Genomic DNA, 26,140 nt, shown 5'->3' on the forward strand with positions numbered 1-26,140 from the left:
GTTCGGGTGGAAACCCACAGTGAAGTCTACGGGGGGCCCTCGCCGGGTTCCTCCTGGTAGGAGTAGCGCTGTTCCTGCCAGGGATCGGCCAGGTTGTGGTATCCGCGTTCCTCCCAGAAGCCGCGCCGGTCCTCCAGGAGGTATTCGACGGCGCGCACCCACTTGACGCTCTTCCACGCGTACAGGTGGGGGACCACGATGCGCACGGGGAATCCGCGGTCGGGGCTGAGCGGCTTCTCGTCCAGCTCGGTGGCGAACAGGGTGTCGGGGGCGGCGAAGTCGGACATGCGGAGGTTGGCGCTGTAGCCGTACTCGGCCCAGATCATGACGTGGCGCACGCCGGGGTCGGGCGGCGCCAGCTCCATGATCGTGGCCGGGGTGACGCCCCGCCATTCGTTGGCCATGAGGGAGAACTTGGTGACGCAGTGGAAGTCGGCGATGCGCGTGGCCCGGGGCAGCAGCTCGAAGTCCGCCCACGTCAGGCAGTGCTCCTCGCCGGAGGCCGTGGCGCCGAAGACGCGGAAGTCCCAGCTGTCCGGCTTGAACGCGGGCACCCTGCCGTAGTGGATCACGGGGCGGCCGCGCGGGACGTACTGGCCTGGAGGCAGGCGCGACTCCTCCACGATCACTCCCCTCACCGATCTCGCGTCTTGGGCCATCCTGCCATCGGCCCGCCCGCCCCCCGCGTCCGGGGCTGCGGCCGGGCCTTCCGTACTCAGGAGTAACTTGAGTACGGAAGCTCATGCGACGGCCTGGCCTGCGAGATCACCATGAACTCATGACCAAGCCCATCCGTCCCACGCAGACCGCCGCGTTCTACGTCCAGGCGGTCCTGTCGTTCGCCGTGTCCGTGTCGTCCGTGGTGATCGCGCTGATCTACCTGCCGGCCTCCGGCTGGATCAGGGCGTTCCTCGCGCTCGGCCTGCTGTACGTGGTCACCTCCACGGTCAACCTGTGCAAGGTCGTCCGCGACCGGCAGGAGCTCGCGGAGGTGACCAACCGCGTGGACCAGGCCAGGCTGGACAAGCTGCTGGCCGAGCACGATCCGTTCAAGGTCGACGCGGCCTGAGCTACAGCGTGTACTCCTGGATCGAGTCGGCGAGCTGCACGCACAGCTCCTCGGCGTCGAGCCGCTTCTCGATCTGCTTGAGGTCGTCGATCTTGGCCCGCGTCTCGGCGCGCTTGGGAGCCAGCAGGGAGCAGCAGTCCTCGTCGGGCAGCTCCGAGATCTCCAGCGTGCCGATGCGCCGGGCCTCGGCCATGATCTCGGTCTTGTCCCAGCCCACGAGCGGGCGCAGGATCGGCAGGTCGACCGCGTTGTCCTGGGCGGTGATGTTGGCCAGCGTCTGGGAGGAGACCTGGCCGAGCGCGTCGCCGGTGATCAGCGCGCCGGCGCGGATGCGGTGGGCGACCTCCTCGGCCGTCTTCAGCATGAGCCGCCGCTGGGCGATCACGGCCAGGCGGTCCTGGCCCGAGTTGCGGATCGACTGCTGCGCCTTGCCGAACGGCACCACCCACAGCCGCGACCTGCCCTGGAACCTGTCGAGCTTCCTGACCAGCGCGTACGCCTTGTAGATCGACTCGGAGGTGGTGAACGGGATGCCGGAGAAGTGCAGGAAGTCGACGTGCAGGCCGCGCTTCATCATCCGGTAGGCCGCCACCGGCGAGTCGATGCCGCCCGACATGAGCACCAGCGCCCGGCCGCTGCTGCCGACCGGCAGGCCGCCCTGGCCGGGGATGCCGTCGGTGAAGACGAACACCTCGTCCCGGTCGACCTCGATGAAGACGGTCAGCTCGGGGTTCTTCAGGCTGACGGGCAGGTCGTACTCGTCGTTGATCGCGCCGCCGACGAGCCGGTCAAGCTCGTTGGAGCGCAGCGGGAAGCGCTTGTCGCGGCGGCGGGAGCGCACCGCGAAACTGGCCTTGCGCGCCACCTCCTCGCGGTCGCGGATCAGCTCCAGGCCGGCCTTGAGCACGGTGTCGGGGTCCTTGGCCACCCGCCAGGCGCGGTGGATCCAGACCAGGCCGGGCACGTCGGCGACCCGCCGGGCCACCGCGTCGGCCTGCTCGACGTCCGAGCCCTCGGGCAGGAAGATCGCCACGACGCCGTGGCGGCGGCGCACGTCCGTCTTCAGGCCGAGGTCCTGCAGCGCGAAGCGGATGTTGTCGATCAGGCGGCGCTCGAACAGCTCACGGTTCTTGCCCTTGAGAACGATCTCGCCCAGCTTGAGCAGAACGCATGGCTCGCCCAGGGCGGACATCGTCATGGTGGAACCTCCGGGGAAGACGGGGAAAGCGCGGCCGCTAGGAAGGCAACGCCGCGACCTGTCGAGTTTAGTCCGCGTCGAGGCCCTGCTCGATCGCATATCGGACCAGTTCCACCCGGTTGTGCAGCTGGAGCTTGCTCAGCGTGTTCTGGACGTGGTTCTGGACCGTGCGGTGGGAGAGCACCAGGCGGTCGGCGACCTGCCGGTAGGTCAGGCCCTTGGCGACCAGCCTGAGCACCTCGGTCTCGCGCTCGGTCAGCCTCGGGCCGTCATCGTCCGCGCGTCCGGCGGCGGGGCTCGCGGCCAGCCGCCGGTACTCCCCGAGCACCAGCCCGGCCAGGCCCGGGGTGAAGACGGCGTCGCCCTCGGCGGTGCGGCGGACGGCGTCGAGGAACTCCTCCCGGCCGGCCGACTTCACCAGATATCCGGACGCGCCCGCCTTGACGGCCGCCAGCACGTCGTCCTGCTCGGCGCTGGCCGACAACACCAGGACCTTGGGCGCCGGCTCGGCCCCGGCCAGCCCGGCGGCCACCTCCGCGCCGGACATGTCGGGCAGGCGCAGATCCAGCACGACGACCTGGGGGCGTACGGCCGCGGCCGCCCTGATCGCCTGCCGCCCCTCCCCCACCACGGCCACGACCTCGTAGCCCGCCTCGGACAGATCCCTGGCCACGCCGTCGCGCCACATGGGATGGTCGTCCACCACCATGACCCGCACCATGACGCCACTCTAACCGGGCCGGCCCCCGCCCTTCCGCGCCCGCCCGCAGGGAAGGCTGATCTCGATCTCGGTCCCGGCCGGCGTGGAGGCGACGGCGACCGTCCCGCCCAGGTCGGCCACGCGCCCGCGGATGGACTGCGCGACGCCCAGACGGCCCTCGGCGGCGGCCCGCTCCAGGCGTCCCGCCGGGATGCCGGGGCCCTCGTCGCGGACGGTCACCATGACCACGTCGTCGCAGGACTCGGCGAACACCCAGGCCCGCGCGTCCGCGCCGCAGTGCTCGCGCACGTTGTCCAGCGCCGCCCCGACCGCGGCCGCCACGCCCGCGGCCGCCGGGGTGGGCAGGACGAGCGGCGTGGCCGGGGTGGAGACCGTCACCAGCGGCGAGCCGTGCCGCATGAGCAGGGAGCGCAGGTCCGTGGCGCCGGTCGGGGCGGGACGGGCGGCGATGAGCTCGCGCAGCGCGGCCTCCTGCTCGCCGGCCAGGCGGCCCAGCTCGGCCGCCTCGCCGCCGATCTGCCGGCCGCGCCGCTGGACCAGGGCCAGCACCTGCAGGACGGAGTCGTGCAGGTCGCGGGCCAGCCGGTCGCATTCGCGCTGGGCGGCCTCCATCTCGGCCGCGCGCTGCAGGCGCTCCTCGGCCTCCTTGGCCAGCCGGGCCACGTGCCCGACAACCACTCCTGACAGGAACAGCAGGACCGCGCCGTTGATCATCACCGGCGCCTCCGGGGCGCGCACGCGCAGCCACAGGTCCGCGGCGGCGACCAGGGCCGCCGCCACCGCGCCCGCGCGCCTGCCGCCGTACACGGCCCAGGCCAGGACGGGCCCGGCGACCCAGGTGGCGGGCACGGGCATGGTGCCCGCCACGCCCTGACGGGCGCCCTCCACGTACGGGGACGCCAGCAGGCAGGCCAGCGCCACCAGCAGGTCCACGGCCAGCAAGGGCCACCCGCGCAGCCTTTCTGACGCGTACGCATAGGTGGCCGCGGCCGTCCACAACGCCATCAGGGCGATCACCAGCCAGCCTGTGACCGGCTGCTCGTACCCGCGGTGCTGGGCCATCAGCACGGCGGCGTACAGCAACGACGCGGCGCGGAAGACCGCGATCGCGCGCCAGAAGGGCCGCTCGATGCTCATGAGACTCTCTCACGTTTCCGACACGCCGGTTGACAGATAGTTGCGTTATCCATGCGGAAGGGACAGACCGGATGACACAATCCGTCAACCCCTAATCACAAGGAATGTCGATATATGACCGCTGTTAATCATTTCACCCACGGACCGCTCACACCGCTGCTGGCGTACCTGATGTCGTGCCTGGGTTCGATGCTCGGACTGCGGCTCACCGCACAGGCGCACGCCAGCCGCGGCGCGTCGCGGGTGCGCTGGCTGATCGGCGCGGCCATCTCCATCGGCGGCACCGGGATCTGGGTCATGCACTTCGTCGCGATGATGGGCTTCGCGGTGGAGGGCACGCAGATCAAGTACGACGTGCCGCTCACCGTCGCCTCGGCCGCCGTGGCCGTCGTGGTGGTCGGCACCGGGCTGTTCCTGGTCTCCTACGGCCGCGGCCGGGCCCTGGCGCTGCTCGGCGGCGGCCTGCTCACCGGGCTCGGCGTGGCCAGCATGCACTACCTCGGCATGTACGCCATGAACATGAGCGCCCACGTCTCCTACGACCGCACGATCGTGGCCGGGTCCGTGGTGATCGCCGTCGTGGCCGCGACCGCCGCGCTCTGGTTCACGCTGCGGGTCAAGAAGCCGGTCTGGATCACCGGCGCGGCGCTGGTCATGGGCGTGGCCGTCTCGGGCATGCACTACACCGGCATGTACGCCATGCGGGTCTCCGTCGACGCCGAGCCCGGCATGGTCACCGGCGCCGACGCCCTCGACTTCCTCGTCCCCCTGATGACCGTGATCAGCCTGATCACGCTGACCATGCTGCTCATGGTGATCCTCGCGCCCTCGGAGGAGGAGCTGCACGAGGACGCCGAGATGGTCGCCCGTCTGGAGCTGCGCCGGCGCACCGCCCAGCAGCAGCGCCTGGCCTACCCCGCGCCGCCGGCCGCCCCCCGCCCGCAACAGCAGCCGATGATGCGCGCGCCCCGCAGGTAGCCCCCGGCGACGAGCGTCCGGACGGGGCCGGACGCGACGAGGGCGCGCCGGAGGTGGATCACCTCGGCACGCCCTGCGGTCGAGCTATCTCCTGGGTACGGCTTGCGGCGCAAAGTGGGCCGCCGACTCGCTGCGCCCCAAGCCGTACCCCGAGGGGGGTTGTAAGCGGTAACCCCGCTGCCCAGAAGGTACGGCCCGGCGCTTGCAAGCCGCTTTCAGCCAGCCGTAGAAAGCCTCACCCGGCCGGCCGCCGTAGAAAGCCTCACCCGGCCGCGGCGACCTCAGCCGAAGAACACCTCGGCCTCGGAGTACCGGGAGGCCGGCACGGTCTTCAGCTCGGCCGTCGCCTCGTCGAGCCCGACCCGGACGATGTCGGTGCCGCGCAGCGCGACCATCGTGCCGTAGTCGCCCTCGTGCGCGGCGTCGATCGCCTGCAGCCCGAACCTGGTGGCCAGCACCCGGTCGTAGGCCGTCGGGGTGCCGCCGCGCTGGATGTGGCCGAGCACGGTGGTGCGGGCCTCCTTGCCGGTGCGCTTCTCGATCTCCTTGGCCAGCACCTCGCCGATGCCGCCGAGCCGGACGTGCCCGAACGCGTCGAGGGTGCCGGTCTGCAGCTCCATCTGGCCCTCGATCGGGTGGGCGCCCTCGGCCACGACGATGATCGGCGAGTAGCGGGTGCGGAAGCGGGACTCGACGTACTCGCAGACCCGGTCGATGTCGAAGGGCTTCTCGGGGATGAGGATCACGTTCGCGCCGCCGGCCATGCCCGCGTGCAGCGCGATCCAGCCCGCGTGGCGGCCCATGACCTCGCAGATCAGCGCGCGGTGGTGGGACTCGGCGGTGGTGTGCAGCCGGTCGATGGCCTCCATCGCGATGTTGACCGCGGTGTCGAAGCCGAAGGTGTAGTCGGTGCCGGACAGGTCGTTGTCGATGGTCTTGGGCACGCCCACGACCTTGACGTCGCGGTCGTAGAGCTGCTTGGCCACGCCGAGCGTGTCCTCGCCGCCGATGGCGATCAGGGCGTCGACGCCGGTGGCGGCGAGGTTCTCCTTGATGCGGTCGACGCCGCCCTGGATCTTGATCGGGTTGGTGCGGGAGGATCCGAGAATGGTGCCGCCCCGCGGCAGGATGCCTCGTACGGCCTGGATGTCGAGCGGCATCGTGTCGCCTTCCAGGGGCCCGCGCCAGCCGTCGCGGAACCCCACGAACTCATGGCCGTACGTGCTCACCCCCTTACGCACCACGGCCCTGATGACGGCGTTGAGACCCGGACAGTCTCCGCCTCCGGTGAGCACTCCAATACGCATGGCGGGTTCCTCCCGATGGGGTTCACGAACCATTGCTCGGTGACAGCTCGCATTGTGCCTGCCGCGACGCTCAGTGGTCTAGACCAAACGCGCGGCCCTCGATCATTTCCTGGAAGGAGCGATCGTCAACCCAGGGTTGACGATGCTTCATCGTCAACCTATGGTTGACGCATGGACGAAACCGTACGTCTCGACGACCTCATCGCCGCCATCAAGAGCCGTCATCCGGACGGCGACCCGCTCGGCCAGCTCTCCGACGCCGTCACGCTGGGCGAGCACCTCGGCGAGGTGGCCGACCACCTGATCGGCCACTTCGTGGACCACGCCCGCCACTCCGGCGCCTCCTGGACCGACATCGGCCGCAGCATGGGCGTGACCAAGCAGGCCGCGCAGAAGCGGTTCGTGGTCAAGGAGAGCGGCTCGCTCGCCGACGACCTGCGCAACTACGCCCGCTACACCGACAAGGCGCGGGTCGCGGTGGTCAAGTCCCAGGAGGAGGCGCGCCTGTCGGGGCACGACCACATCGAGGTCGGGCACCTGGTGCTCGGGCTGCTGCACATTCCCGAGGCGCTGGCCGCCTCGACCATGGCCGCGCTCGGGGCCTCCCCCGAGGCGGTCAGGGAGGCCGTCACGGCGGCCATGGGGCCCGGCGGCGGGCAGTCGCCCGTCACCCTGCCGTTCTCCGCGCAGAGCGCCAAGGCGCTGGAGCTGACGCTGCGCGAGGCCCTGCGGCTCGGGCACAACTACGTCGGCACCGAGCACCTGCTGCTCGGCGTGCTCTCCCTGGAGGAGGGCCCGGTGGTGCGGGCCCTCACCGACCTCGGCGTGCGCAAGGAGGCGGCCGAGCGGGAGATCAGGGAGCGGCTGGCGGCGATCCTGCGCGAGCGAAGCTCATAGCCGCCCCCGGGCCGCGCTCGGGCCGCCCCCGGGCCGCGCTCGGGCCGCCCCCGGCGGCCCTGGGGCCGCTCCCGGGGGCGGCGTTCGCCGGCGGTCCCGGGCGGTCCTGAGGAGGGTGGGCGGGGTGATCGGCGAGCCCGGCCGGGCCGGCGGCGAACCGGGTCAGCACGTTCGCCGTGGCGCGGCGGGTGAAGGCGGCCGCGGACTCCGGGACGCCGTGGCCGCAGCGCTTGCCGCGCATCGCGCACACCCAGCGCATCGTGCCCGAGGCGAACACCCCGGCCCCGCTCGGCGCGGTGTAGTACGTGCTCTGCGACGTCGTCCCGCGTCCTCCGCACGAGAACGGCGAGTCGGCCAGCGCCTGCACGCCCTTCGGCGAGCCGCGCGAGACCTTGTCGGTCTCCGGGCCGACCATGCCGGGGAAACGCCGTCCCCGGGTGCCCGCGAAGATCCAGTGGCCGGGCCTGCGGACCGTGTAGGCGCCCTGGGCGGGGAAGCAGTCGTACATCTGGCCCACCAGGGCGCTCTCCGGGCGGGAGTCCCGCCACAGGGGACAGAGCCGTTCCTTGTCGCAGGCGACCGTCCTGCCCTTGATCGCGATGCGCCAGTAGACGGCGTTCGCGCCGAGGAAGGCGAGGTTCGTCCCGCTGTCCCTGGCCTTGGTGACGGCCGTGCGCATGGCGGGCGACCAGTACTCGTCGTGGCCGAGCGAGACCACGGCCCGGGCGCCGTCCAGCACGCCGGGGCCCAGGTCGAGGCTGGTGAGGTAGGCCAGGGGCACGCCGCTGCGCTCGGCCACGGCCAGGGCCGACTGCTCGAAGTCGAGGAACAGGCGGGCGCCGCCGCCGTCGTACGGGCGGTCGAAGGTGACCTCGCGCGAGCGGCCGGCGAACCCGCCGGGGCCCAGGTACAGGCTGCGGCCGCCCCACAGGTTGTACGCCTGCCAGGTGGTGACCGCGTTCACCATCACCACGCGGCCCCGGGTGGAGGCCGAGCGGACGGTGATCGGCACGTACCGCTGGGCGCCGGTCGAGGCGTCGAGCCTGATCAGGTACGCGCCCTCCGTCCAGCCGCGGGTGTCCACGGTGAGCGAGGGCTTCCAGTGGGCGGCGGTCACCATGCCGTGCACGGTCCTGGCCGGAGGCTGGCGCACGCCCTGCACCTGCGGCGACTCCCACACCTTGGCCGGGCGCGCCCCCATCCTGAACGCGCCGGCGGTGAAGCGCGGTGCGGTGGTGGAGACGTGCAGCGCGAAGGACTCCCCGGGCAGGACGCTCACGTGGTCGGCGTAGCCCTCGATCTCGTGGTCGGTCCCGCGGGTGGTGATCCGCCACGACTCCCCCGCCTCCACCGGCGGCGGCGACGGCAGGTCCGGCTCCGACGGCTGCGGGACGGGCGGCGCGGGCGACGCGGACGGCGCGGACGGCGCCGGCCGCACGGGACCGCCGCCGCATCCGGCGGCCGGCAGGACGGCGATCAGCAGGGCGAGGAGCAGCAGGAGCTTGCGCACCCGGCCATCGTCGCGGCCCGCCACCGGGACGGGCCACGACTTGGCCAGATCCTTACACCGGCCGCTCTCCTCGCCGCGGTCCTACGCGGGCAGCACGCAGGACGGGCTGGGCACCTGGTACGACTCACCGGCCGGCTCGGGCACCCCGTCCTTGAGCGTGAACGCCGTCACCTCGCCGGAGTTCTGGTTGGCGACGTACAGGCGGTCGCCGGCGATGGCGAAGTGCCGGGGCCAGACGCCGCCGGAGGGCACCTCGGCCACCGGCGACAGGTCGGCGGCGCGCAGCACCGAGACCGTGTTGGGCCCGCGGTTGGCGACGTAGACCAGGTCGCCGTCGAGCTGCAGGTGGCTGGGCGCGTTGTCGCCCTCGGCGCGCGAGGCGGGCACGACGGTGCGGCGCTCGCCCTCGACGAGGGTCACGGTGCCGTCCAGCTCGCCGGCCACGTACAGGCGGTCGCCGGCGAAGGCGAAGTGGCGGGGGCCGGTGCCGGGGGCCAGGGTGATCGGGTCGAGCGGGGAGCCGTCCAGGCGGTAGCGGCGGATCTCGTCGGTGCCCAGGTCGGAGACGTGCAGGACATCGTCGTGGAAGACGCACATGTGGGCGTGCGAGCCGGCCTGGCGGTCGGGGTCGGGGCCCGAGCCCTCGTGCCGCAGGACGATCGGGTCGCCGGTGAAGGCGCCGCGCTCGTCCAGGTGGTGCAGGCCGGCGGTGCCGTCGCCGTAGTTGGCCACGGCCAGCAGGCTGCCCGAGGGGTGCACGGCGACGTGGCAGGGGCTGTCGCCGTCGCTGGACCGTTCGTCCAGCGGGGACAGGCCGCCCTCGGTGGTGAAGGCGGTGAGCCAGCCGCGCTGGAGCTCGCCGGCCGCGTACAGCACGGGCAGGGTGGGATGGGCGGCCAGGAACGACGGCGAGGCCACGCGGGTCAGCTCGCCGCCCACCGTGACGATGCCGGGGCCGTAGCCGCCTATGTAGAGGTTCACAACGGGATCCTTCTTATGGTTGACTGTGGCAATGAGTTCGTTGACGGAGGCAAGGGTTTCTGAGATCAGAGCCTTCAACCGGTTCTATACGAAAGTGATCGGCGTCCTCCAGGCAGGCATGCTCGACTCGCCCTACTCGCTGACGGAAGTCAGGGTGCTGTTCGAGCTCGCGCACGCCGACAGCATGGAGACCGGCGAGCTGCGCGGGCTGCTCGACCTCGACGCGGGCTACCTGAGCCGGATCCTGGCCCGGTTCGAGGGCGACGGGCTGGTCGCCCGCGAGCGGTCGGCCGCCGACGCCCGCAAGCAGCTCGTCCGGCTGACCGAGGCGGGCGCGGCCACGTTCGCCGGGCTCGACCGCCGCTCGGCCGAGGAGATCGAACGGCTGCTCGGCGGCCTGCCCGAGGCCGACCGGGCGCTGCTGGTCGGCAGCATGGCGACGATCAGGCGGCTGCTCGGCGAGCCGGCCGCCCGCTCGTACGTGATCAGGCCCCCGCGCACCGGCGACCTGGGCTGGGTCGCCTACCGGCACGGCGCCCTCTACAGCGAGGAGTACGGCTGGGGCACCGAGTTCGAGCAGCTCGTGGCCAGGATCGTGGGGGCCTACGACCCCGCCCGCGACGCCGGCTGGATCGCCGAGGTCGACGGCGAGCGCGCCGGGTGCGTGTTCTGCGTGCACCAGGACGACACGACGGCCAAGCTGCGCATGCTGCTGGTCGAGCCGTCGGCGCGGGGTCTCGGGATCGGGCGGCGCCTGGTGGCCGAGTGCGTGCGCCACGCCAGGGACCGGGGCTACCGCAGGATCACGCTGTGGACGCGCGATTGCCTGGTGAGCGCGCGGCGCATCTACCAGGCGGCCGGGTTCGAGCTGGAGTCGGCGGAGAAGGGCGCGGAGAACGGCGCCGAGGTCACCGAGGAGATGTGGTCGCTCGACCTCGCGGCCACCAGTTGAGCGGCCCGGCCAGGCGCATCAGGCTGGGCACCAGCACCGCCCTGATCACGGTGGCGTCCGCCAGCACCGCGACGGCCATGCCGACCCCCAGCATCTGCACGAACGCCACGCGCGCGGTGGCGTAGGCGGCGAAGGTGAGCGCCAGGATGCCGCCCGCCGCGGTGATCAGGGGCGCGCCGCGCCGCATGCCGGCGGCGACGGCCTGCTCGGTGTCGCCCGTCCTGTCGTGCTCCTCCTTGATCCTGGACAGCAGGAGGACCTCGTAGTCCATCGACAGGCCGTAGGCGACGCAGAGCATGAGGATCGGGATGCTCGGGTCGAGCGTGCCGGTCGGGGTGAAGCCGAGCAGGCCCGCCAGGTGGCCCTCCTGGAAGACCCAGACGAGGGCGCCGAACATGACGCCGAGGCTGAGGACGTTCAGCAGGGTCGCCTTGAGCGGGAGCACCAGGCTGCCGGTCATCAGGAACAGCACGGCGAACGTGACGCCCAGCATGAGCGCCAGCACCAGCGGCAGGCGGTCCACGACCGAGGCGCGGTAGTCGGCCAGCTCGGCGGGATAGCCGCCGACCAGGACCGCGAAGGGCGCCGGGACGGCCCGTACGGCCGCCACCAGCCTGACCGGGTCGCCGGCCAGCGCCTCTGCGGAGGGCACCACCGACAGCCAGGCGCCCTGCCCGCGGAAGCGGGCCGGGTCGCCGTCGCCGACCCTGCGCCCGGCCGCGTGGGCGCCGGCGGCGGAGTCGACCTGGGCGACCCCGGGAACCCGCGAGAGCCGCGCCGCGTACGCCGGGACGTCGGCGGCCCGCACCGCCCCCGCCGAGACGATCTGGATGGCGTCGGTCTCCTCCGCCGGGAAGGTCCGCCGGATGACCTCCTGGGTCTGCCGCGAGGACGCCTCCGGCGGCAGGACGCGGTCGTCGGCCGTGCCGAAGCGCAGGCCGAGGAAGGGCGAGGCGAGCACCAGCAGCAACGCCGCCGCCAGGCCGCCGGACACCACCGGCCGCCGCATGACCTGGACGGCCAGGCCGTGCCAGAACCCGGCGCCCCGGGGCCGCCCTGCCCGCCGCAGGCCCGTGCCGCGTCCGGGCCGCGGCTTGGGCAGCATCGTGCCACCGGCCGAGGCCAGCACGGCGGGCAGCACGACCACCGCCGCGAACAGGCCGCCGGCCACGACCGCGATGCCCGCGTAGGCGAACGAGCGCAGGAAGTCGAAGGGCAGCGCGAACAGCACGGCCAGGGCGGCGGCCACCGTGAGCCCGCTGAACAGCACGGTCCGCCCGGCGTGCTCGACGGCTCCGGCGACGGCCGCCGCGCGGTCGCGTCCGGCGGCGACCTCCTCGCGGAAGCGCTGGACGACGAACAGGCAGTAGTCGATGCCGAGCCCGAGGCCCATGGCGAGGGTGAGGTTCAGGGCGAAGGTGGAGATCTCCGCGAACGCCAGGACGCCGCGCAGCAGCCCCAGGCCGACCACCATGGCCGCCACCCCGGCCAGGATCGGCGCCAGGGCGGCCATCACGCGCCGCTGGTAGAGCCAGAGCAGCGCGAACGCCAGCGGGAAGATCACCAGCTCGGCCCGGACGAAGTCCTGCCTGGCCAGCGGCACGGTCTCGCGGAACACCTCCTCCCCGCCGCCGGCCCGCACCCGCAGCGGGCCCTGCTCGCCGACGATCCGCGGCACCAGCTCCGGCAGCACCCGCGTGCGCACGTGGTCGGCGTCGCCGGGGACGCGCACCACGATCAGCGCGTGCCGGCCGTCCCGGCTGCGCAGGGTGGCGGGCCTGCCCCTGGTCCAGTACGAGGAGGACTCCGCGACGCCGGCCGAGCGGCCGATGCGGTCGGTGAGCGAGCGGCCCGCCGCCGCGGCCGCGGGGTCGTCGACGGTGCCGGACCTGGGGGTGACCAGGAAGACCAGGTCGGGGCTGCCGGTGCCGAACCGGCGGACGAGCTCGGCCTGGGCCCTGTCGGACTCCGAGCCCGGCGCCTCGAAGCGGGCCAGGGACAGGCGGGACACCGTACCGGCGGCCAGGACGCCCGCGACGACGAGCACGAGCGCGGCCAGCGCCAGCACGAGCCGGCGGCGGCGGACGAGGAGGTGGCCCAGCCTGCGCAGCGGCGGCCCGGCGGCGGCGGCCCGTGGGCCGCGGGCGGCGAGGTTCACGGCCACGCGGGCACCGCCCGCGCCGGGCCCGATGGGCAGGTTCGCATGGGATCTCCCGATGGAAACTCGGTAAACTACTCGTGTTTCGCTGTCGATCTCAGAAATACAAGTAAATGCTCGCATTTGTCAACGGGGTGACCCATGCCTGAACGCGCGGTCCGCAGGCAGGCGCGCGGCCTGAAGCGGATGGCCGAGATCCTCGACGCCGCAGAGTCGGTGATCGCCGAGATCGGCTATCCGGACATGACGACGAACCAGGTCGCCGCGCGGGCCGGGCTCTCCCCCGGGTCGCTGTACCAGTTCTTCCGGAACAAGGAGGAGATCCTGGACGGCCTGGTGTCCCGCTACACCGACGACCGGGACGAGTTCTGGGCCGCCCGGCTGGCCGCGGTCACCCCGGACGTCCCGCTGGAGGCGCTGGTGGCGCAGCTCGTGGACGAGAGCGTGGCGTTCAAGGCCGAGTCGCCGGCGTACTGGTCGCTGCTGTACGGGTCGGCCACCGGCGACCGGCTCGCGACGGCCGCGCAACGCCTGCACGCCTCGCTGGCGGAGCGGATCGCGGCGCTGCTGCGGCGGCGTTCGCCCGGGTTGCCGCAGGAGCGGGCGCTGCTCAACGCGACGATGGCGCTGGCCATGGTGAAGGCGGTGCTGCCCATGCTGGGGCCGGCCACGCCGGAGCGCGGCGCGGAGCTCGTGGCCGAGCTCAAGCTCATGCTGGTGCGGTACCTGGCCTGAGGCCGCGAGGGCGGGGTCAGGGGCGGAAGGGGCCGCGGACCTCGAAGGTGTGGCCCTCGGTGCGGCCGCGCCTGGCCGAGAAGTAGAGCCGGTCGCCCCTCGGCGAGAACGCCAGCCCCGTGAGCTCGGCCCCCTCGTGCCCGGTCAGCCGCAGGAACGGCGTGACGGCCCGGTCGGGCGCGATGACGTCGATCTCCGTCGTCTCCCTGGCCACGTAGAGGTCGCCGGAGGGGGCGGCGGTGATCGCGCGCACGCCCTCGCACAGCCGGTCGAGCGTGGAGGTGTGCGCGTCGTAGGCCCACAGGCCGGTGTCGCCCTTGGTGGTGAAGTAGCAGACGCCGCCCGCGTAGTGGCAGCCGTCGCCGCCGTCGAAGTGGCGGGCGTCCTCGACCTGGTGGCGGGCCGCGGTGAGCAGCGCGGCCGGGGACGGCACCGGCCGCCATCCGCCCGAGGCGCACAGCACCTCCAGCGTGCCCTCCGTCAGGTCGCCCCAGTCGCCGGGACGGAAGCGGTAGAAGCAGCCGTCGTGCTCGTCCTCGGTCATGTAGACGACGCGCCGCTCGGGGTCGCAGGCGGCGGCCTCGTGCCGGAAGCGGCCCATGGCCAGGCGGGGGCGGGCGGCGCGGGCGCCGTAGGGGTCGCACTCGAAGACGCGGCCGCGGTCGCCGAGCTCGCACGACAGCCAGGTGTGCCACGGCGTGGCGCCGCCGGCGCAGTTGAGGTCGGTGCCGGACAGGATGCGGTAGGCGTCGGCGACCGTGCCGTCGGCGCCGAAGCGCAGCGCGGAGGCGCCGCCGAGCAGGGGCAGCTCGGAGTTGGAGACGTAGATCCAGCCGGCGCCGTCGGGGAAACAGGCGCCGCCGTCGGGCGCGGCGTGCCAGGTGAGCCCGGCCACCTTCTCGCCCGACCGGGCCACCACCCGGCCGGTGAAGCCCGGCGGCAGCGCGAGCCCGTCGGCGGACGCCGGCGTGAGCGGCCCGTACGGGCTGATGCCGCCCTGCAAGAGCGGGCCCGTGCGGAGGAGAGTCTTGTGGGACATCGTGGGGCCTCCCTCTAGGTGCCACGCTAGTCGACCGCACCGACATGAATGGCAAGGACTCGTGACATCAAACTCTGCGCAAACCCCGCGCTCCTGTCGTGGCGTGAGATCGCCGGAGGCCCTGGACGATGCGTGACAGTCCGTACCCACTGGACGGAAGATCGCCCACTTAGGGGGCGGACACGCGAAAGCCCGGGCACTGTGGTCGTGCCCGGGCTTTTCGGGTGCTGCGGCCGGCGGCCGCGCGCGGTCAGCGCTGGGCCTGGAACATCCAGTGCTGCTTGTCGATGTCCTGCGTCACGGCGATGAGCAGGTCCTGGCTGACGGGGTCGGCCTCGTCGGTGGCGCGGATGCGCTCGTACATGCGCTTGCTGATGCCGTCGAGGATGTCGGTGATCGTCGCCACGACCTTGCCGTCCTCAAGCCAGCCGCGCTCGGGCTGCTGGAGCTGGGTGGACCTGGCGACGGTCGCCGAGCGCCCGTCGGGGTTCACGCCGAGGGCGACCGCCCGCTCCGCGATGGTGTCCATGTGGGCACGGGCCAGGTCGGTCAGCTCGTCGAGCTGGAGGTGAATCGGGCGGAAATGGGCGCCGACCAGGTTCCAGTGCGCCTGCTTGGCGATCAGCGACAGATCGATGAGATCGACCAGGGCGCCCTGCAGGGCTTCGGCGACAGTGTTCTTGGCTTCGCCCGAGAGCGGACCGGAGATCGTAGCCATGTCGTATTTCCTCCCCTTCAGTACTGCTTTTCCCTATTTGGAACGTCATCCGGGGCCGGATTCTTCCGATCTTTCGGTTGTTGACAGTGCAATAGTGACAGTGTCACTGTGGAGGTATGAGCGACACCTGGACCATCGGCGAGCTGGCCGAGCACGCGGCGCGGGCGCTGCGCGCCGGCGCCCAGCCGGTCAACGGCCGGGTCCGCGACGTGCCCGGGGAACGCCTGATCAGGTGGTACACCACCATCGGCCTCGTGGACCCGCCCCTGACCCGGCGCGGCAGGATCGCCCGCTACGGCCGGCGGCACCTGCTGCAACTGGTGGCGGTCAAGCGCATGCAGGCGGCGGGGCACTCGATCGCCGAGATCCAGGCCGCGCTGGCCGGTGCGACGAACGCCACACTGGCGGCGGCCGCCGGGCTCACCGACGCGCCCACCGGGCTCGCCGGGCTCGCCGGGCTCGCCGACGCGCCCACCGGGCTCGCCGGGCTCACCGACGCGCCGTCCGCGGGTGAAGGGCGGGCGGCTTCTCGTCCCGCACCGGACGGGCGGGCCGGAGGCGGCGGCGAGCCGGGCCGCGACAGGTTCTGGGCCGAGCGGCCGGTCCGCCGCGCCCCGGCCGGGAGCGATCCCCCCGCCGGCGCCGACCCGGAAGCCGGGCATGCCGGGGGCGGGACGGCCGCGGGGGTCGTGCTCGCGGACGGGGTTCGGGTGGTGTGGGACGGGGGGCGGCCTCCGTCGCAGGACGACGTTCAGGCGGTGCTGGCGGCGGCTGGGCCGCTGCTCGCGGTGCTCGTAGAGAGGAGACTGCTGTGAAGATCACTTCGCTGGAGCCCGCACGGTGCCTGCCGGTGCCGGAGGCCGGGTTCGGCGCGCTGCTGACCGAGCGCGGCAACCTGCCGCTGGACAGCGTGGACGTGCACGCCGACATCGCCGGGCTCGTCGCCGGGGTCGAGGTCGAGCAGGGGTTCCGCAACCCGTTCGACGTCACGCTGGAGGCGACCTACGTCTTCCCGCTGCCCGACCGGGCGGCGGTGACGGCCTTCAGGATGGAGGCCGACGACCGGGTCGTGGAGGGCGTGCTGAAGGAGCGCGGCCAGGCCAGGGCCGACTACGACCAGGCGCTGCGCGAGGGCAGGCGGGCGGCCATCGCCGAGGAGGACCGGCCCGACGTCTTCACCATCAGGGTGGGCAACATCCTGCCCGGCGAACGCGTCTCGATCAGGCTGACCATGAGCCAGCCCCTCCCCTACGAGGACGGCGCGGCGACCTTCCGGTTCCCGCTCGTCGTGGCCCCTCGGTACGTCCCGGGCACCCCGCTCGACGGCGACCCGGCGGGCTCCGGGGTGGCGCCGGACACCGACGCCGTCCCCGACGCGTCGAGGATCACGCCGCCGGTGCTGCTGCCCGGCTTCCCCAGCCCGGTGCGGCTCTCGCTCACCGCCCGCGTCGACGCCTCCGGGCTCGACCTGCGGGAGCTGGCCTCCAGCCTGCACGTGGTCGAGGAGGACGGCCACACCGTGCGCCTGCGTCCGGGCGAGCGCCTCGACCGTGACTTCATCCTGCGGCTGTCGTTCGAGGCGTCCACGTCCCTGCAGTTCGACGGGCGGGGGACGTTCGCGCTCACCGTCGTCCCGCCCGCCCTCCAGGCCGCCCGCGCGCCGCGGGACGTGGTGCTGGTGCTCGACCGTTCGGGCAGCATGGGCGGCTGGAAGATGGTCGCGGCGCGGCGGGCGGCGGCGCGCATCGTCGACACGCTGACCGCGCACGACCGCTTCGACGTGCTGACCTTCGACTCGGTGGTCGAGGCGGCGTTCGAGGGGCTGGTGGAGGCGTCCGACCGCAACCGCTTCCGCGCGGTCGAGCACCTGGCGCGGGTCGACGCGCGCGGCGGCACCGAGCTGCTCGAACCGCTGCGCCGCGCCGTCGCGCTCCTCGGCGCGCCCGGCGACAGGGAGCGGGTGGTGGTGCTGGTCACCGACGGCCAGGTCGGCAACGAGGACCAGATCCTGGAGCAGGCCGGCGGCGCGCTGTCGGCGATGCGGGTGCACACGGTCGGGATCGACCGGGCGGTGAACGCCGGGTTCCTCGGCCGGCTCGCCGGGCTGGGCGCCGGCCGCTGCGAGCTGGTCGAGTCCGAGGACCGGCTCGACGCGGCGATGGAGCAGATCCACCGCAGGATCGGCGCGCCGCTGGTGACGGACCTGTCCCTGCAGGGCCTGGAGGCCGAGCCCGGAACGGTGACCCACCTCGGCTCGATCTTCCCCGGGGTCCCGCTCCGCGTGTACGGACGGTGCCGCGAGGGCGCCGAGGCCGTCACCGTGCGCGGCACGTCGGCCGGAGGGCCGTGGGAGGAACGGGTCACGGGGGTGAGCACCGGCAGTCCCGCCCTCCGCGCCGTCTGGGCCCGCGCCCACCTGCGCGAGCTGGAGGACCGGTACGCCATGGGCGAGCACGGCCTGGAGTCGCGGATCGTCGAGGTCTCGCTGGAGAACGGCGTTCTGTGCAGGTTCACGGCGTACGTGGCGATCGACACGAGGCAGGTCGCGGAAGGCGCGCCCGAGCACCGGGTCATCCAGCCGGTCGAGCCGCCCAGCGGGTGGGAGCTGCCGCCGAACCCGTCCATGGGCGGGGGGTTCGTGGCGCAGGCGATGACGATGGCGCGTCCCGCGAGCGCGCCCCGGATGATGCCGCCGGCTCCGTCGTCCTTCGACCAGGGCTTCGGCGCGCCTCCTCCGGTCGGCGGTCCCTCCCCGGCCGACGCCCCCTTCCCGGTGGCCCCGCCCCTCATGGGCGGCCCGGCCGGTCCTGCGCCGTCCGCGCCCGGTTCCGGTGGCGGGCCGGGGCACGGGGCCTCGCCCAAGTTCGCGCCTCCGTCGTCGCCGCGCCCGGCGCTCCGGCTGGAGTCGGTCAGGCCGCAGCTCAAGGCCGAACTGGACCGGCTCAAGGCGATGCGCGTACCGGACGCGCCGTACCTGGCCGACCTGGGCTCGCGGCTGGCGGCGCTGGCGGCGTACCTGGGCGGGAACGCGGCGCTGGCGGCGCTGGCCCGCGACCTGGAGGCGGCCGAACGTCCCGGCACGGACCTGCGCGCCCTGCACGACCACGCCGTCGAGGCGCTGGCCGCCCTCACCGGCGCCCCCGCCGACCACGCCCCGGCCGACCCGGCTCCGCCCACCCCGCCGGCCGATCCCATCGCGCCGGGCGACCCGCTGCCCACGGACGGCCCGCTCGCCCCGGGCGACCCCGAGCCCGGCAAGCGCCACCGCCCCTTCTGGAAGCGAGGCTGACGCTCACCTGACCCGGCCCCGGCAGCGCTGCCGGGGCCGGCGTTCCCGGGCAGTTGTGGCGAATGGCCGAACGGGTCCCGCCGTGCCGTACCGGACTTGGCGGTAGCGCGGTTTCCAGAACCGTCTTTTACCGCCGAAGGCGGAAATTCTGGATTCTTTGCTGATTTCACTGCCTCATCAGCTCGACACTCTGGACGCCCGAGGTGATCGGCCATGGCGGGCGTCCAGGGACGGCGGAACCTACGCCGAGCCTGGCGCTGCGAACGACCCGGCACACCCATTATGAATTGCACGCCCGGCGATATCTCCGCCGCGATATTCCGGCGTCCCCGATAAAAGGCGTGCCATTCCCATGTGCCGGCATCCCCCGCGGCCTCCTATTCTGGACGGGTGAGCACACTCGTCCTGGACGGCGGCCTGTCCACCCATCTGGAGTCGCTCGGCGCGGATCTGCGCGACGAGCTCTGGTCGGCGCGCCTGCTGCTGGAGCAGCCCGAGCTGATCAGGCGGGTGCACGCCGACTACTACGCGGCGGGCGCCGACGTGGCGACTACGGCGAGCTACCAGGCCACCATCCCCGGCTTCCAGCGGCGCGGGCTCGACCGGTCCGAGGCCGAGCGGCTGATCAGGCTGTCGGTCGAGCTGGCCGGGCAGGCCCGCGACGAGGCCGGTCACGGCCTGGTGGCGGCCTCGGTCGGCCCCTACGGCGCCTATCTGGCCAACGGCGCCGAGTACACCGGCGACTACGACCTCGACGAAGACGGCCTGCTGGCCTGGCACCGTCCGCGCTGGGAGATCCTGGCCGCCGCCGGCGCCGACCTGCTGGCCTGCGAGACCATCCCGTCCTACGCCGAGGCGCGGGCGCTGGCCGGGCTGCTGGCCTCCACGCCGGGGGTCAAGGCGTGGGTGAGCTTCTCCTGCCGCGACGCCGAGCGCATCAACGACGGCACCCCGATCGACCGGGCCGCCGCGCTGTTCTCCGGGAACCCGCAGGTGGTGGCGGTCGGCGTCAACTGCACGGCGCCGCGGCACATCCCCGGGCTGGTCGCCCGCCTGTCCGGCGGCCTGCCCGTCGTGGTCTACCCGAACTCGGGCGAGACGTGGGACGCCGAGCGGCGCCGGTGGCTGGGCCTGTCCGACCCGGTGGAGTACGGCCTGGCCGCCAAGGAGTGGGAGCGCGCCGGGGCGTCGCTGATCGGCGGCTGCTGCCGCACGACCCCCGAGCACATCCGGCAGATCCGCGCCCACCTGACCTGACCCCCCGGCCCGCCCCCCGGCGAGCCGTCACCGACACACCCACCACCCGGCCGCCGCACGCACGCCGTACCCACGAACCGCAAAACCCGCGCGCGCCGTACACACGAACCGCAGAACCCCCGCGCACGCCGTACGGACGAAGCGCCGGCCGCGGGACCCCCGCGCGCGCCGCGCCCCTCGGCGTGGGCGCGCACGGGGGGCGTGAGCGGCCGGAACGGGCGGACCGTCAGGCGGTCGCCGGGGCCGTGGTGCGGCGGCGGCCGAGGAGGGCGTCGAGCGCCAGGGCGCCGCCGCCGGTGAATCCCACCGCCAGGCTCGCCGCCGCCAGCGCGAGGACGAACTCGTAGCCCCCCTCACCGGCGCCGAAGCCGCTGGAGCCGTGGACGAACACGATCGCCCCGATCATGTCGAGGGCCAGCAGCGTGCCCGCGATCGGCAGGGCGGCGCCGAGGATCAGCGCGATCCCGCCGGCCACCTCCAGCACCGCCACGGCCGGAGCGGCCACCCCGGCCAGCGGGATGCCCGCGGACTCGAAGAACTTCGTGGTGCCCGCGATGCCCATGTCGGCGAACTTCTGGTAGCCGTGCACCAGGAAGATCACGCCAATGGCGATCCTGGCCAGCAGCAGGGCGATGGGACGCGCCCGGTCGATCATGGACCCTCCAAGGGAGTCGTTCAGATTTGAACAACCACTCTACCGGTAGTTCAAATCTGAACAACAAGTACACTTAGGACGTGACGGACACCCGCTGGCTCGACGAGACGGAGATGGCCGCGTGGCGCGCCTTCCTGTCGGCCTCCCACCTGCTCGAACGGCGCATCGAGGAGCAGCTCAAGGCCGCGGCCGGGCTGACGCACCCGCAGTACGAGATCCTGGTACGCCTGTCGGCCGCCCCCGAGCGCCGGATGCGCATGACCGAGCTGGCCCGGGGCGTGGTGGTGTCGAAGAGCGCGCTGACGTACCAGATCACCCAGTTGGAGAAGGCGGGGCTGGTGGAGCGCGCCACGTGCCCGTCCGACGACCGCGGGGTGCTGGCGGTGCTCACGGAGGCCGGCGAGCGCTGCCTGGAACGCGTCGCCCCCGGGCACGTCGAGGTCGTGCGGGACTACCTGATCGACCGGCTCACCCGCGCGGAGCTGACCTCACTGACCAGCGCGATGACGAAGAGCGAACAGGCACTCAGAAGCTGACCGCAAGGGCGGCCAGGCCCTCAGGAGCCGGTCTTGGCGGCGGCGCGGCGGGCACGTTCCATCTCGACCCGGGCGCTGGCGGCGTACTTGTCGACGTACTCCTGGCCGGACAGCTCCATCAGCGCGTACATGATCTCGTCGGTGACCGCGCGCAGGACCAGCCGGTCGTCCTCCATGCCGTAGTAGCGGGAGAAGTCGAGCGGCTTGCCGAACCGCACGCCCGGACGGATGCCGAGCTTGGGGAACAGCCGGCCGGGCGGCATCATCTCGTAGGTGTTGACCATCGCCCACGGGATGACCGGCACCCGCGACTCCAGCGCCAGCCGGGCCACGCCGGTCTTGCCCTTGTAGAGGCGGCCGTCGGGCGAGCGGGTGCCCTCGGGGTAGATGCCCAGCACGTTGCCCTCGCGCAGGATGCGCAGGCCGGTGCGGAGCGCGGCCTCGCTGGCCTTGCCGCCGGAGCGGTCGATCGGCACGGTGCCGACGCCGCTGAAGAACAGCCGGGTGAAGAAGCCCTTGACGCCGGTGCCGGTGAAGTAGTCGGCCTTGCCGAGCGAGATCACCTTGCGGCGGATCTGCAGCGGGCCGAAGAAGTGGTCGGCGAAGGAGAGGTGGTTGCCGGCCAGGATCGCGGGACCCTGCTTGGGTACGTTGTCCCCGCCCTCCGTCCACGGGCGGAAGAGCATGAGGATCGGCTTCAAGATGGCCTTGACCACCCAGTAGAACACCCGGTCACCTCTTCCCCAGGACATCGTCATCGAGCAGAGTCATCTTCCCATCCCTGGCGAGATGCAACTACACCAGCTCTCGCACAATCACCCCTGAACGTGCGACGATCGGGCAGTTCCGGGATGAAATTGCGTCAAGGAGCTGTTATGCCGCTCATGCCAGGCGCGGAGCCCTACCACCACCGAGCGGGTCAGGTCGGAGTGCTGCTGTGCCATGGGTTCACCGGCACGCCGCAGTCGCTGCGGCCCTGGGCCGAGTACCTGGCCGGCCATGGGGTCAGCGTCTCGCTGCCCCGCCAGCCGGGACACGGCACCACGTGGCAGGAGATGAACCGCACCCGCTGGGAAGACTGGTACGCCGAGGTGGAGAAGGCGTTCGCCGACCTCCAGGGCCGCTGCTCGGAGATGTTCGTGGCGGGCCTGTCGCTGGGCGGCTGCCTGGCGCTGCGGCTGGCCGAGGTGCACGGGGACGCGGTCAGGGGCGTGGTGGTGGTGAACCCGTCCATCGCCGGCGACGTGCCGCTGCTGAGGCTGGCGCCGCTGCTGAAGTGGTTCCTGCCGTCGGTGCCCGGCGTCGCCAACGACGTCAAGAAGCCCGGCGTCACCGAGCTGGCCTACTCCCGTACGCCCGTCAAGGCGGCCGCGTCGCTGCCGGGGCTGTGGTCGCTGGTGCAGGCCGACCTGGCGAAGGTCACCCAGCCGCTGCTGGTCTTCCACAGCCGCGACGACCACGTGGTGAAACCGACGAGTGTGGCGATCATTCGCCAGAAGGTCCCGCAGGCCACGATCGAGGAGCTCACGGACAGCTACCATGTTGCGACGCTTGACAACGATGCCGACAGGATCTTTGCCGGTAGCCTCGACTTCATCCGGACACATGCCTCGGTACCCTTGCAGAGGGACTGATCGCACCCAGGGGGAAGTCGCGATCGCTGCGGAGAGGCCCATCTAGGTGACGCCCCAGAGTGACGAGGACGAGGTCTGGCGGCAGATCGTCGCGTCCTTCAACGACACAGCCGAGCGCGACTCGGCCGACCAGCCATGGCCGGACAGCGAGAACGTGCCCGCCGAGCCCACCCGCAGGGTGGTCAAACCGTCCGAGGAGCCCGAACCCGGCCAGGACGCGCCCTACCGTGCCGATCACGTCGATCACGACGACCGCGACGAGCCCGGCCGCGACGACGACGAGGACGAGGGGCACTTCGAGCCGCCTCCCCCGCCGCCGCTGCCCAAGCTCGACCTGCCGACCAAGCTCGCCTGGGTGGCGCTGTTCGGCGGGCCCGCCTACCTGCTGGTGGCGGCGATGGCGAGCTGGCAGATGGAGGGGTGGGCGCTGTTCACCGCGGTGGCGGCGTTCATCGGCGGGTTCGTGGCGCTGGTCGTGCGCATGGGCGACGGCCCGCCCAACGACTCGGGCTGGGACGACGGCGCCGTCCTGTAGACCGGCGGGCTACGACTTGGCCGTGGTGGTGCGGGGGGCGAAGGACTCCACCACGTCGGTGTAGCGGTCGGCCGCGTCGACGGCGTGGCCGACCGCCCACAGCGCCCCCTTGCCGGCCAGGTAGGCCACCGCCTGGAGGCGCACGCTGCTGCGGCCCTTCTCCGCGGCGCCGCGGATGATCTGGCAGGCGTCCTTCTCGCAGCGCATCACGAACGGCTGGGCCGCCTGCTCCGGGTCGTAGCCGGTCATCCAGTAGCGGCCCTTGCCGTCGCCGGTGACGCCGTAGAGGCGGGCGCCGGTGGCCGGGATCGCCAGGCGCTGCCAGCGCTTGCCGTTCCAGGTGAGCACGAGCGGCGAGATCTCGCCGGGGCCGTGGTAGACGCCGCCGACGGCCACCGCCCGCTTGGAGCTGTCGACCTGGATGTCGCGCAGGTAGCCGCCCGGGACGGCGGGCACGGACATCGACTTCCAGGCCCCCGACGCGTAGTGCATGATCAGCGGCGCGCCGCCGGTGTCGCCGACGGCGAAGCCCGAGGCGACCGCGTAGAGCGCGCCCTTCTCCTTGGTCTCCTGGACGGTCCAGGTGTTGCCCTGGCCGGTGAGGATGAGCCCGTACTTCTCCCGGCTGCCGACCGCGACCACCCGGCCGGGCTTGGCGTCGATGCCGCCCAGCCAGTCGCCGGCGTGCAGCCCCTGCGGCCGGACCCGGTCGAAGCCCGTGGCGTCGCCGTGGGCCAGGTAGGGCAGGCCGTCGTGGCCGTCGCCGACCGCCCACACGTCGGAGGCCCCGGCGGCGGCCAGGCCGCGCAGGTTGCCCGCGGCGGTGGCGTCGCGCACGGCAACCTCGGCCCAGGAGGCGCCGTTCCAGTGGCGGATCGTGCCGCGGTTCTTCCAGACGTCCCAGATCTCCTGCTGGCCGACCGCCCACACGTCGCCCGGCGAGACGGCGAGCACGTCGGAGAGCGAGCCGTCGGCGTCGAGGCGCGCGCTCGTCGACTTCTGCCACGCCTCGGCGGCGGGACGGGGCTCGGCATGCGCGGCGGGCGTGACCTGCGGCAAGGCCACGGACGTCGCCAGAAGGACGGAGAGCGCACGCCGCTGAGAGCGACGGGTCATGAACAAATGCTACGGGCTGCCCCGGGCGGCTCGCCCGTCAGAGTCCAACCTGCAACTCGGCGAGCACCGGCAGATGGTCGCTGGCCCCGGCCAGATCGGCGTTCCCGGCCGCCACTCCCCCGCACGACAGGACGCGTGCCTCGCGCGCGGCGAACACCGCGTCGATGCGCTCGGCGGGCCGCGCGGCGGGGAAGGTCAGCCCGTCGCCCGCGGGCGCGACGGCGTGGCAGTCGGACAGCCGGGCGGCCAGGAAACGCCAGGCCGGCTGGTGCCCGCGCTCGTTGACGTCGGCGCCGACCACGATGGCGGCGTCGTGCGCGGCGGCCGTTCGTTCCATCAGGGACACGGCCTCGCCGGCGTGCCGCAGCCGGGCGGCGAGGTGCAGGTCGAGGTGGAGCGAGCCGACGGCCAGCCGCGCGCCGCCGATCTCGACGACGGCGACGGCCAGCACCCGGCGTTCCAGGCCGGGGAACGCCTTGAGCCGGTGCAGCCGCGCCTCCAGCACCCGGGCCCGCGGCCCGGCCAGCACGCACACGCCGCCGGCGCGGCCGGGCGTGGCCACGCGCAGCCCGCCGGCCTCGGCCAGCGCCCGGCGCCTGGCCCGCCACCGGGCGAACCGCGGTGCCTCCTGGACGCACACCAGGTCGGCCCGCATGGCGGCGAGCACCCGGCGCAGCGCGGGCACGTCGTCGCGCATGCTGCGCACGTTGTACGAGGCGACCCTGACCAGCACGCCGTCGCGCCTGCCTCGCGTGCCGGACGAGGGAGCCACGGCCGGCACGCGCTAGCGCCGCCTGGCCAGGTCGGCGGCCCCGACCACCCCGGCGGACGCGCCCAGCTCGGCCAGCCGGATCTCGGCGAGCGGCCGGTGGCCGTGGCCGGTGAGCTGCCTGGCGAACACCTCGCGGGCCTCGTCGAGGAACAGGTCGGCGGCCCGGGAGACGCCGCCGCCGACGATGAAGCAGCCGGGGTCGAGGACGGCGGCCAGGTCGGCCATGCCCTGCCCGAGCCAGTCGGCCAGGCTGCGGAAGGCGGCCAGCGAGGCCTTGTCGCCCAGCCGCGCGGCCTCGGTGACCTCTTCGCCCTCGATCCGGCCGCCGGACAGGCCGAGCAGGATCTCGGCGCGGTCGGGCTGCCGGGCGGCGATCTCCCTGGCCTCCTTGACCAGGGCCTGGCCGCTGGCGTACTGCTCCCAGCAGCCGATGTTGCCGCAGCCGCACACCCGTCCGTCGGGCACGACCTGCATGTGGCCGAGCTCGGCGCCCATGCCCCACCGGCCTCGGTAGAGGGCGCCGTCGATGACGATGCCGCCGCCGATGCCGGTGCCGAGCGTCAGGCAGACCACGTGGGACTGGCCGCGCCCGGCGCCGAACCTGGTCTCGCCCCAGGCCATGGCGTTGGCGTCGTTCTCGATCACGACGGGCAGGCCGACCAGGTCGCTGATCTTCTTCTGCAGCGGCTCCTCGCGCCAGGCGAGGTTGGGGGCGAAACGCACGATCGAGCGGGTCTCGTCGACGAACCCGGCCGCGCCGACGCCGACCGCCTCGACGTCCCTGCCCTGCGACAGCTCGCGGACGACGTCCGCGACCGTGTCGGCGACCACGTCGGGCCGGTCGGCCGCGGTCGGCCTGAGCGTGTGTTCGACGATCTCGCCGTTGTCGTCGACCACGCCCGCGGCGACCTTGGTACCGCCGATGTCGACACCGATCGTGAGCATG

At 73.0% G+C, this 26,140-nt stretch carries 26 protein-coding genes; 11 read left to right on the forward strand and 15 right to left on the reverse strand.

Annotated elements, in window-relative coordinates; translation table 11 throughout:
* Positions 1 to 26 precede the first annotated feature (26 nt).
* Entirely contained in the window at positions 27 to 623 is a 597-nt protein-coding gene (locus tag ACIBQ8_RS23075; RefSeq protein WP_397171223.1) for a molybdopterin-dependent oxidoreductase, read from the reverse strand.
* Between the two features lie 155 nt (positions 624 to 778).
* Between ACIBQ8_RS23075 and ACIBQ8_RS23080 the strand changes: the two genes are divergently transcribed.
* Complete coding sequence (locus ACIBQ8_RS23080; RefSeq protein WP_397171221.1) at positions 779 to 1,069, forward strand: YiaA/YiaB family inner membrane protein; 291 nt, start codon at positions 779 to 781, stop codon at positions 1,067 to 1,069.
* A 1-nt stretch (position 1,070) separates the two neighbouring features.
* Here ACIBQ8_RS23080 and thiI read toward each other — a convergent pair whose 3' ends face one another.
* The 3 genes from thiI to macS all read right to left on the reverse strand — a co-directional run bounded on the left by thiI (position 1,071) and on the right by macS (position 4,125).
* Positions 1,071 to 2,267, reverse strand: a complete 1,197-nt coding sequence (gene thiI, locus ACIBQ8_RS23085) for a tRNA uracil 4-sulfurtransferase ThiI (RefSeq protein ID WP_397171219.1) — start codon at positions 2,265 to 2,267, stop codon at positions 1,071 to 1,073.
* 67 nt (positions 2,268 to 2,334) lie between these two features.
* Positions 2,335 to 2,988, reverse strand: a complete 654-nt coding sequence (locus ACIBQ8_RS23090) for a response regulator (protein WP_397192921.1) — start codon at positions 2,986 to 2,988, stop codon at positions 2,335 to 2,337.
* Between the two features lie 9 nt (positions 2,989 to 2,997).
* The gene (macS, locus tag ACIBQ8_RS23095) at positions 2,998 to 4,125 is read right to left on the reverse strand and encodes a MacS family sensor histidine kinase (protein ID WP_397192922.1); all 1,128 of its coding nucleotides are present in this window, start codon (positions 4,123 to 4,125) and stop codon (positions 2,998 to 3,000) included.
* 114 nt (positions 4,126 to 4,239) lie between these two features.
* Here macS and ACIBQ8_RS23100 point away from each other — a divergent pair, with 114 nt between their 5' ends.
* On the forward strand, positions 4,240 to 5,103 hold the full coding sequence (locus ACIBQ8_RS23100; RefSeq protein ID WP_397171215.1) for an MHYT domain-containing protein: 864 nt from the start codon (positions 4,240 to 4,242) through the stop codon (positions 5,101 to 5,103).
* Positions 5,104 to 5,384: 281 nt separating this feature from the next.
* Here ACIBQ8_RS23100 and ACIBQ8_RS23105 read toward each other — a convergent pair whose 3' ends face one another.
* Positions 5,385 to 6,410: a 6-phosphofructokinase gene (locus ACIBQ8_RS23105; protein WP_397171213.1), complete on the reverse strand. Its 1,026-nt coding sequence runs from the start codon at positions 6,408 to 6,410 to the stop codon at positions 5,385 to 5,387.
* Positions 6,411 to 6,581: 171 nt separating this feature from the next.
* Here ACIBQ8_RS23105 and ACIBQ8_RS23110 point away from each other — a divergent pair, with 171 nt between their 5' ends.
* Positions 6,582 to 7,307, forward strand: coding sequence for a Clp protease N-terminal domain-containing protein (locus ACIBQ8_RS23110; RefSeq protein ID WP_397171211.1), 726 nt, complete (start codon positions 6,582 to 6,584; stop codon positions 7,305 to 7,307).
* On the opposite strand, the gene ACIBQ8_RS23115 is transcribed toward ACIBQ8_RS23110, so the two are convergent.
* Both ACIBQ8_RS23115 and ACIBQ8_RS23120 read right to left on the reverse strand, forming a co-directional pair.
* Complete coding sequence (locus ACIBQ8_RS23115; RefSeq protein WP_397192923.1) at positions 7,264 to 8,817, reverse strand: N,N-dimethylformamidase beta subunit family domain-containing protein; 1,554 nt, start codon at positions 8,815 to 8,817, stop codon at positions 7,264 to 7,266. The two genes, ACIBQ8_RS23110 and ACIBQ8_RS23115, sit on opposite strands and share 44 nt — an antisense overlap.
* 81 nt (positions 8,818 to 8,898) lie before the next feature.
* Complete coding sequence (locus ACIBQ8_RS23120; protein ID WP_397192924.1) at positions 8,899 to 9,798, reverse strand: lactonase family protein; 900 nt, start codon at positions 9,796 to 9,798, stop codon at positions 8,899 to 8,901.
* Between the two features lie 94 nt (positions 9,799 to 9,892).
* Here ACIBQ8_RS23120 and ACIBQ8_RS23125 point away from each other — a divergent pair, with 94 nt between their 5' ends.
* The gene (locus ACIBQ8_RS23125) at positions 9,893 to 10,750 is read left to right on the forward strand and encodes a GNAT family N-acetyltransferase (RefSeq protein ID WP_397171207.1); all 858 of its coding nucleotides are present in this window, start codon (positions 9,893 to 9,895) and stop codon (positions 10,748 to 10,750) included.
* Here the strand turns inward: ACIBQ8_RS23125 and ACIBQ8_RS23130 are convergent.
* Complete coding sequence (locus ACIBQ8_RS23130) at positions 10,707 to 12,914, reverse strand: MMPL family transporter (RefSeq protein WP_397192925.1); 2,208 nt, start codon at positions 12,912 to 12,914, stop codon at positions 10,707 to 10,709. The genes ACIBQ8_RS23125 and ACIBQ8_RS23130 overlap by 44 nt on opposite strands.
* A 135-nt stretch (positions 12,915 to 13,049) precedes the next feature.
* On the opposite strand from ACIBQ8_RS23130, the gene ACIBQ8_RS23135 reads away from it, so the two are divergent.
* Positions 13,050 to 13,643: a TetR/AcrR family transcriptional regulator gene (locus ACIBQ8_RS23135; RefSeq protein WP_397192926.1), complete on the forward strand. Its 594-nt coding sequence runs from the start codon at positions 13,050 to 13,052 to the stop codon at positions 13,641 to 13,643.
* 16 nt (positions 13,644 to 13,659) lie between these two features.
* Here ACIBQ8_RS23135 and ACIBQ8_RS23140 read toward each other — a convergent pair whose 3' ends face one another.
* Positions 13,660 to 14,682 carry an alkaline phosphatase PhoX gene (locus ACIBQ8_RS23140; protein WP_397171202.1) on the reverse strand — a complete coding sequence of 341 codons (1,023 nt, stop codon included), beginning with the start codon at positions 14,680 to 14,682 and terminating at the stop codon, positions 13,660 to 13,662.
* 250 nt (positions 14,683 to 14,932) lie between these two features.
* Positions 14,933 to 15,400: a Dps family protein gene (locus ACIBQ8_RS23145; RefSeq protein WP_397171200.1), complete on the reverse strand. Its 468-nt coding sequence runs from the start codon at positions 15,398 to 15,400 to the stop codon at positions 14,933 to 14,935.
* 116 nt (positions 15,401 to 15,516) lie between these two features.
* On the opposite strand from ACIBQ8_RS23145, the gene ACIBQ8_RS23150 reads away from it, so the two are divergent.
* The 3 genes from ACIBQ8_RS23150 (at position 15,517) to mmuM (ending at position 19,946) form a co-directional block, all read left to right on the forward strand.
* Entirely contained in the window at positions 15,517 to 16,215 is a 699-nt protein-coding gene (locus ACIBQ8_RS23150; RefSeq protein ID WP_397192927.1) for a helix-turn-helix domain-containing protein, read from the forward strand.
* Positions 16,212 to 18,689 carry a VIT domain-containing protein gene (locus tag ACIBQ8_RS23155; protein WP_397192928.1) on the forward strand — a complete coding sequence of 826 codons (2,478 nt, stop codon included), beginning with the start codon at positions 16,212 to 16,214 and terminating at the stop codon, positions 18,687 to 18,689. The genes ACIBQ8_RS23150 and ACIBQ8_RS23155 overlap by 4 nt, the downstream gene beginning before the upstream one ends.
* 390 nt (positions 18,690 to 19,079) lie before the next feature.
* Entirely contained in the window at positions 19,080 to 19,946 is an 867-nt protein-coding gene (mmuM, locus tag ACIBQ8_RS23160) for a homocysteine S-methyltransferase (protein WP_397171195.1), read from the forward strand.
* 226 nt (positions 19,947 to 20,172) lie between these two features.
* On the opposite strand, the gene ACIBQ8_RS23165 is transcribed toward mmuM, so the two are convergent.
* A complete protein-coding gene (locus ACIBQ8_RS23165) occupies positions 20,173 to 20,601 on the reverse strand; it encodes a DoxX family protein (protein WP_397171193.1) in 429 nt (142 codons plus the stop codon).
* 80 nt (positions 20,602 to 20,681) lie between these two features.
* Between ACIBQ8_RS23165 and ACIBQ8_RS23170 the strand changes: the two genes are divergently transcribed.
* Positions 20,682 to 21,137, forward strand: coding sequence for a MarR family transcriptional regulator (locus tag ACIBQ8_RS23170; RefSeq protein WP_352353253.1), 456 nt, complete (start codon positions 20,682 to 20,684; stop codon positions 21,135 to 21,137).
* 20 nt (positions 21,138 to 21,157) lie between these two features.
* Here the strand turns inward: ACIBQ8_RS23170 and ACIBQ8_RS23175 are convergent, their stop codons facing one another.
* Positions 21,158 to 21,865 carry a lysophospholipid acyltransferase family protein gene (locus ACIBQ8_RS23175; protein ID WP_352353255.1) on the reverse strand — a complete coding sequence of 236 codons (708 nt, stop codon included), beginning with the start codon at positions 21,863 to 21,865 and terminating at the stop codon, positions 21,158 to 21,160.
* A 147-nt stretch (positions 21,866 to 22,012) separates the two neighbouring features.
* Between ACIBQ8_RS23175 and ACIBQ8_RS23180 the strand changes: the two genes are divergently transcribed.
* The gene (locus ACIBQ8_RS23180; RefSeq protein WP_397171191.1) at positions 22,013 to 22,771 is read left to right on the forward strand and encodes an alpha/beta hydrolase; all 759 of its coding nucleotides are present in this window, start codon (positions 22,013 to 22,015) and stop codon (positions 22,769 to 22,771) included.
* Positions 22,772 to 22,817: 46 nt separating this feature from the next.
* Positions 22,818 to 23,306 carry a hypothetical protein gene (locus ACIBQ8_RS23185; RefSeq protein WP_397192929.1) on the forward strand — a complete coding sequence of 163 codons (489 nt, stop codon included), beginning with the start codon at positions 22,818 to 22,820 and terminating at the stop codon, positions 23,304 to 23,306.
* A 9-nt stretch (positions 23,307 to 23,315) separates the two neighbouring features.
* On the opposite strand, the gene ACIBQ8_RS23190 is transcribed toward ACIBQ8_RS23185, so the two are convergent.
* Genes ACIBQ8_RS23190 through ACIBQ8_RS23200 form a run of 3 tightly spaced genes read right to left on the reverse strand, consistent with a single transcriptional unit; the run spans position 23,316 to position 26,139 of the window.
* Positions 23,316 to 24,422, reverse strand: a complete 1,107-nt coding sequence (locus ACIBQ8_RS23190; RefSeq protein ID WP_397192930.1) for a hypothetical protein — start codon at positions 24,420 to 24,422, stop codon at positions 23,316 to 23,318.
* A 37-nt stretch (positions 24,423 to 24,459) separates the two neighbouring features.
* Entirely contained in the window at positions 24,460 to 25,194 is a 735-nt protein-coding gene (locus tag ACIBQ8_RS23195) for an endonuclease/exonuclease/phosphatase family protein (RefSeq protein ID WP_397171186.1), read from the reverse strand.
* 12 nt (positions 25,195 to 25,206) lie between these two features.
* Positions 25,207 to 26,139: an ROK family glucokinase gene (locus ACIBQ8_RS23200; RefSeq protein ID WP_397171185.1), complete on the reverse strand. Its 933-nt coding sequence runs from the start codon at positions 26,137 to 26,139 to the stop codon at positions 25,207 to 25,209.
* Position 26,140: the final 1 nt, after the last annotated feature.

The organism is Nonomuraea sp. NPDC049646 (assembly GCF_044465525.1).
Lineage (GTDB): Bacteria > Actinomycetota > Actinomycetes > Streptosporangiales > Streptosporangiaceae > Nonomuraea.

Excerpts from the sequence above, each read along its gene's own strand:
- ACIBQ8_RS23145 (WP_397171200.1), bottom strand. The coding sequence starts at position 15,400 with ATGGCTACGATCTCCGGTCCGCTCTCGGGCGAAGCCAAGAACACTGTC.
- ACIBQ8_RS23200 (WP_397171185.1), bottom strand. The coding sequence starts at position 26,139 with ATGCTCACGATCGGTGTCGACATCGGCGGTACCAAGGTCGCCGCGGGC.
- macS (WP_397192922.1), bottom strand. The coding sequence starts at position 4,125 with ATGAGCATCGAGCGGCCCTTCTGGCGCGCGATCGCGGTCTTCCGCGCC.
- ACIBQ8_RS23100 (WP_397171215.1), top strand. The coding sequence starts at position 4,240 with ATGACCGCTGTTAATCATTTCACCCACGGACCGCTCACACCGCTGCTG.
- thiI (WP_397171219.1), bottom strand. The coding sequence starts at position 2,267 with ATGACGATGTCCGCCCTGGGCGAGCCATGCGTTCTGCTCAAGCTGGGC.
- ACIBQ8_RS23150 (WP_397192927.1), top strand. The coding sequence starts at position 15,517 with ATGAGCGACACCTGGACCATCGGCGAGCTGGCCGAGCACGCGGCGCGG.
- ACIBQ8_RS23190 (WP_397192930.1), bottom strand. The coding sequence starts at position 24,422 with ATGACCCGTCGCTCTCAGCGGCGTGCGCTCTCCGTCCTTCTGGCGACG.
- ACIBQ8_RS23135 (WP_397192926.1), top strand. The coding sequence starts at position 13,050 with ATGCCTGAACGCGCGGTCCGCAGGCAGGCGCGCGGCCTGAAGCGGATG.
- ACIBQ8_RS23110 (WP_397171211.1), top strand. The coding sequence starts at position 6,582 with ATGGACGAAACCGTACGTCTCGACGACCTCATCGCCGCCATCAAGAGC.
- ACIBQ8_RS23090 (WP_397192921.1), bottom strand. The coding sequence starts at position 2,988 with ATGGTGCGGGTCATGGTGGTGGACGACCATCCCATGTGGCGCGACGGC.
- ACIBQ8_RS23165 (WP_397171193.1), bottom strand. The coding sequence starts at position 20,601 with ATGATCGACCGGGCGCGTCCCATCGCCCTGCTGCTGGCCAGGATCGCC.
- ACIBQ8_RS23105 (WP_397171213.1), bottom strand. The coding sequence starts at position 6,410 with ATGCGTATTGGAGTGCTCACCGGAGGCGGAGACTGTCCGGGTCTCAAC.
- ACIBQ8_RS23140 (WP_397171202.1), bottom strand. The coding sequence starts at position 14,682 with ATGTCCCACAAGACTCTCCTCCGCACGGGCCCGCTCTTGCAGGGCGGC.
- ACIBQ8_RS23180 (WP_397171191.1), top strand. The coding sequence starts at position 22,013 with ATGCCGCTCATGCCAGGCGCGGAGCCCTACCACCACCGAGCGGGTCAG.
- ACIBQ8_RS23080 (WP_397171221.1), top strand. The coding sequence starts at position 779 with ATGACCAAGCCCATCCGTCCCACGCAGACCGCCGCGTTCTACGTCCAG.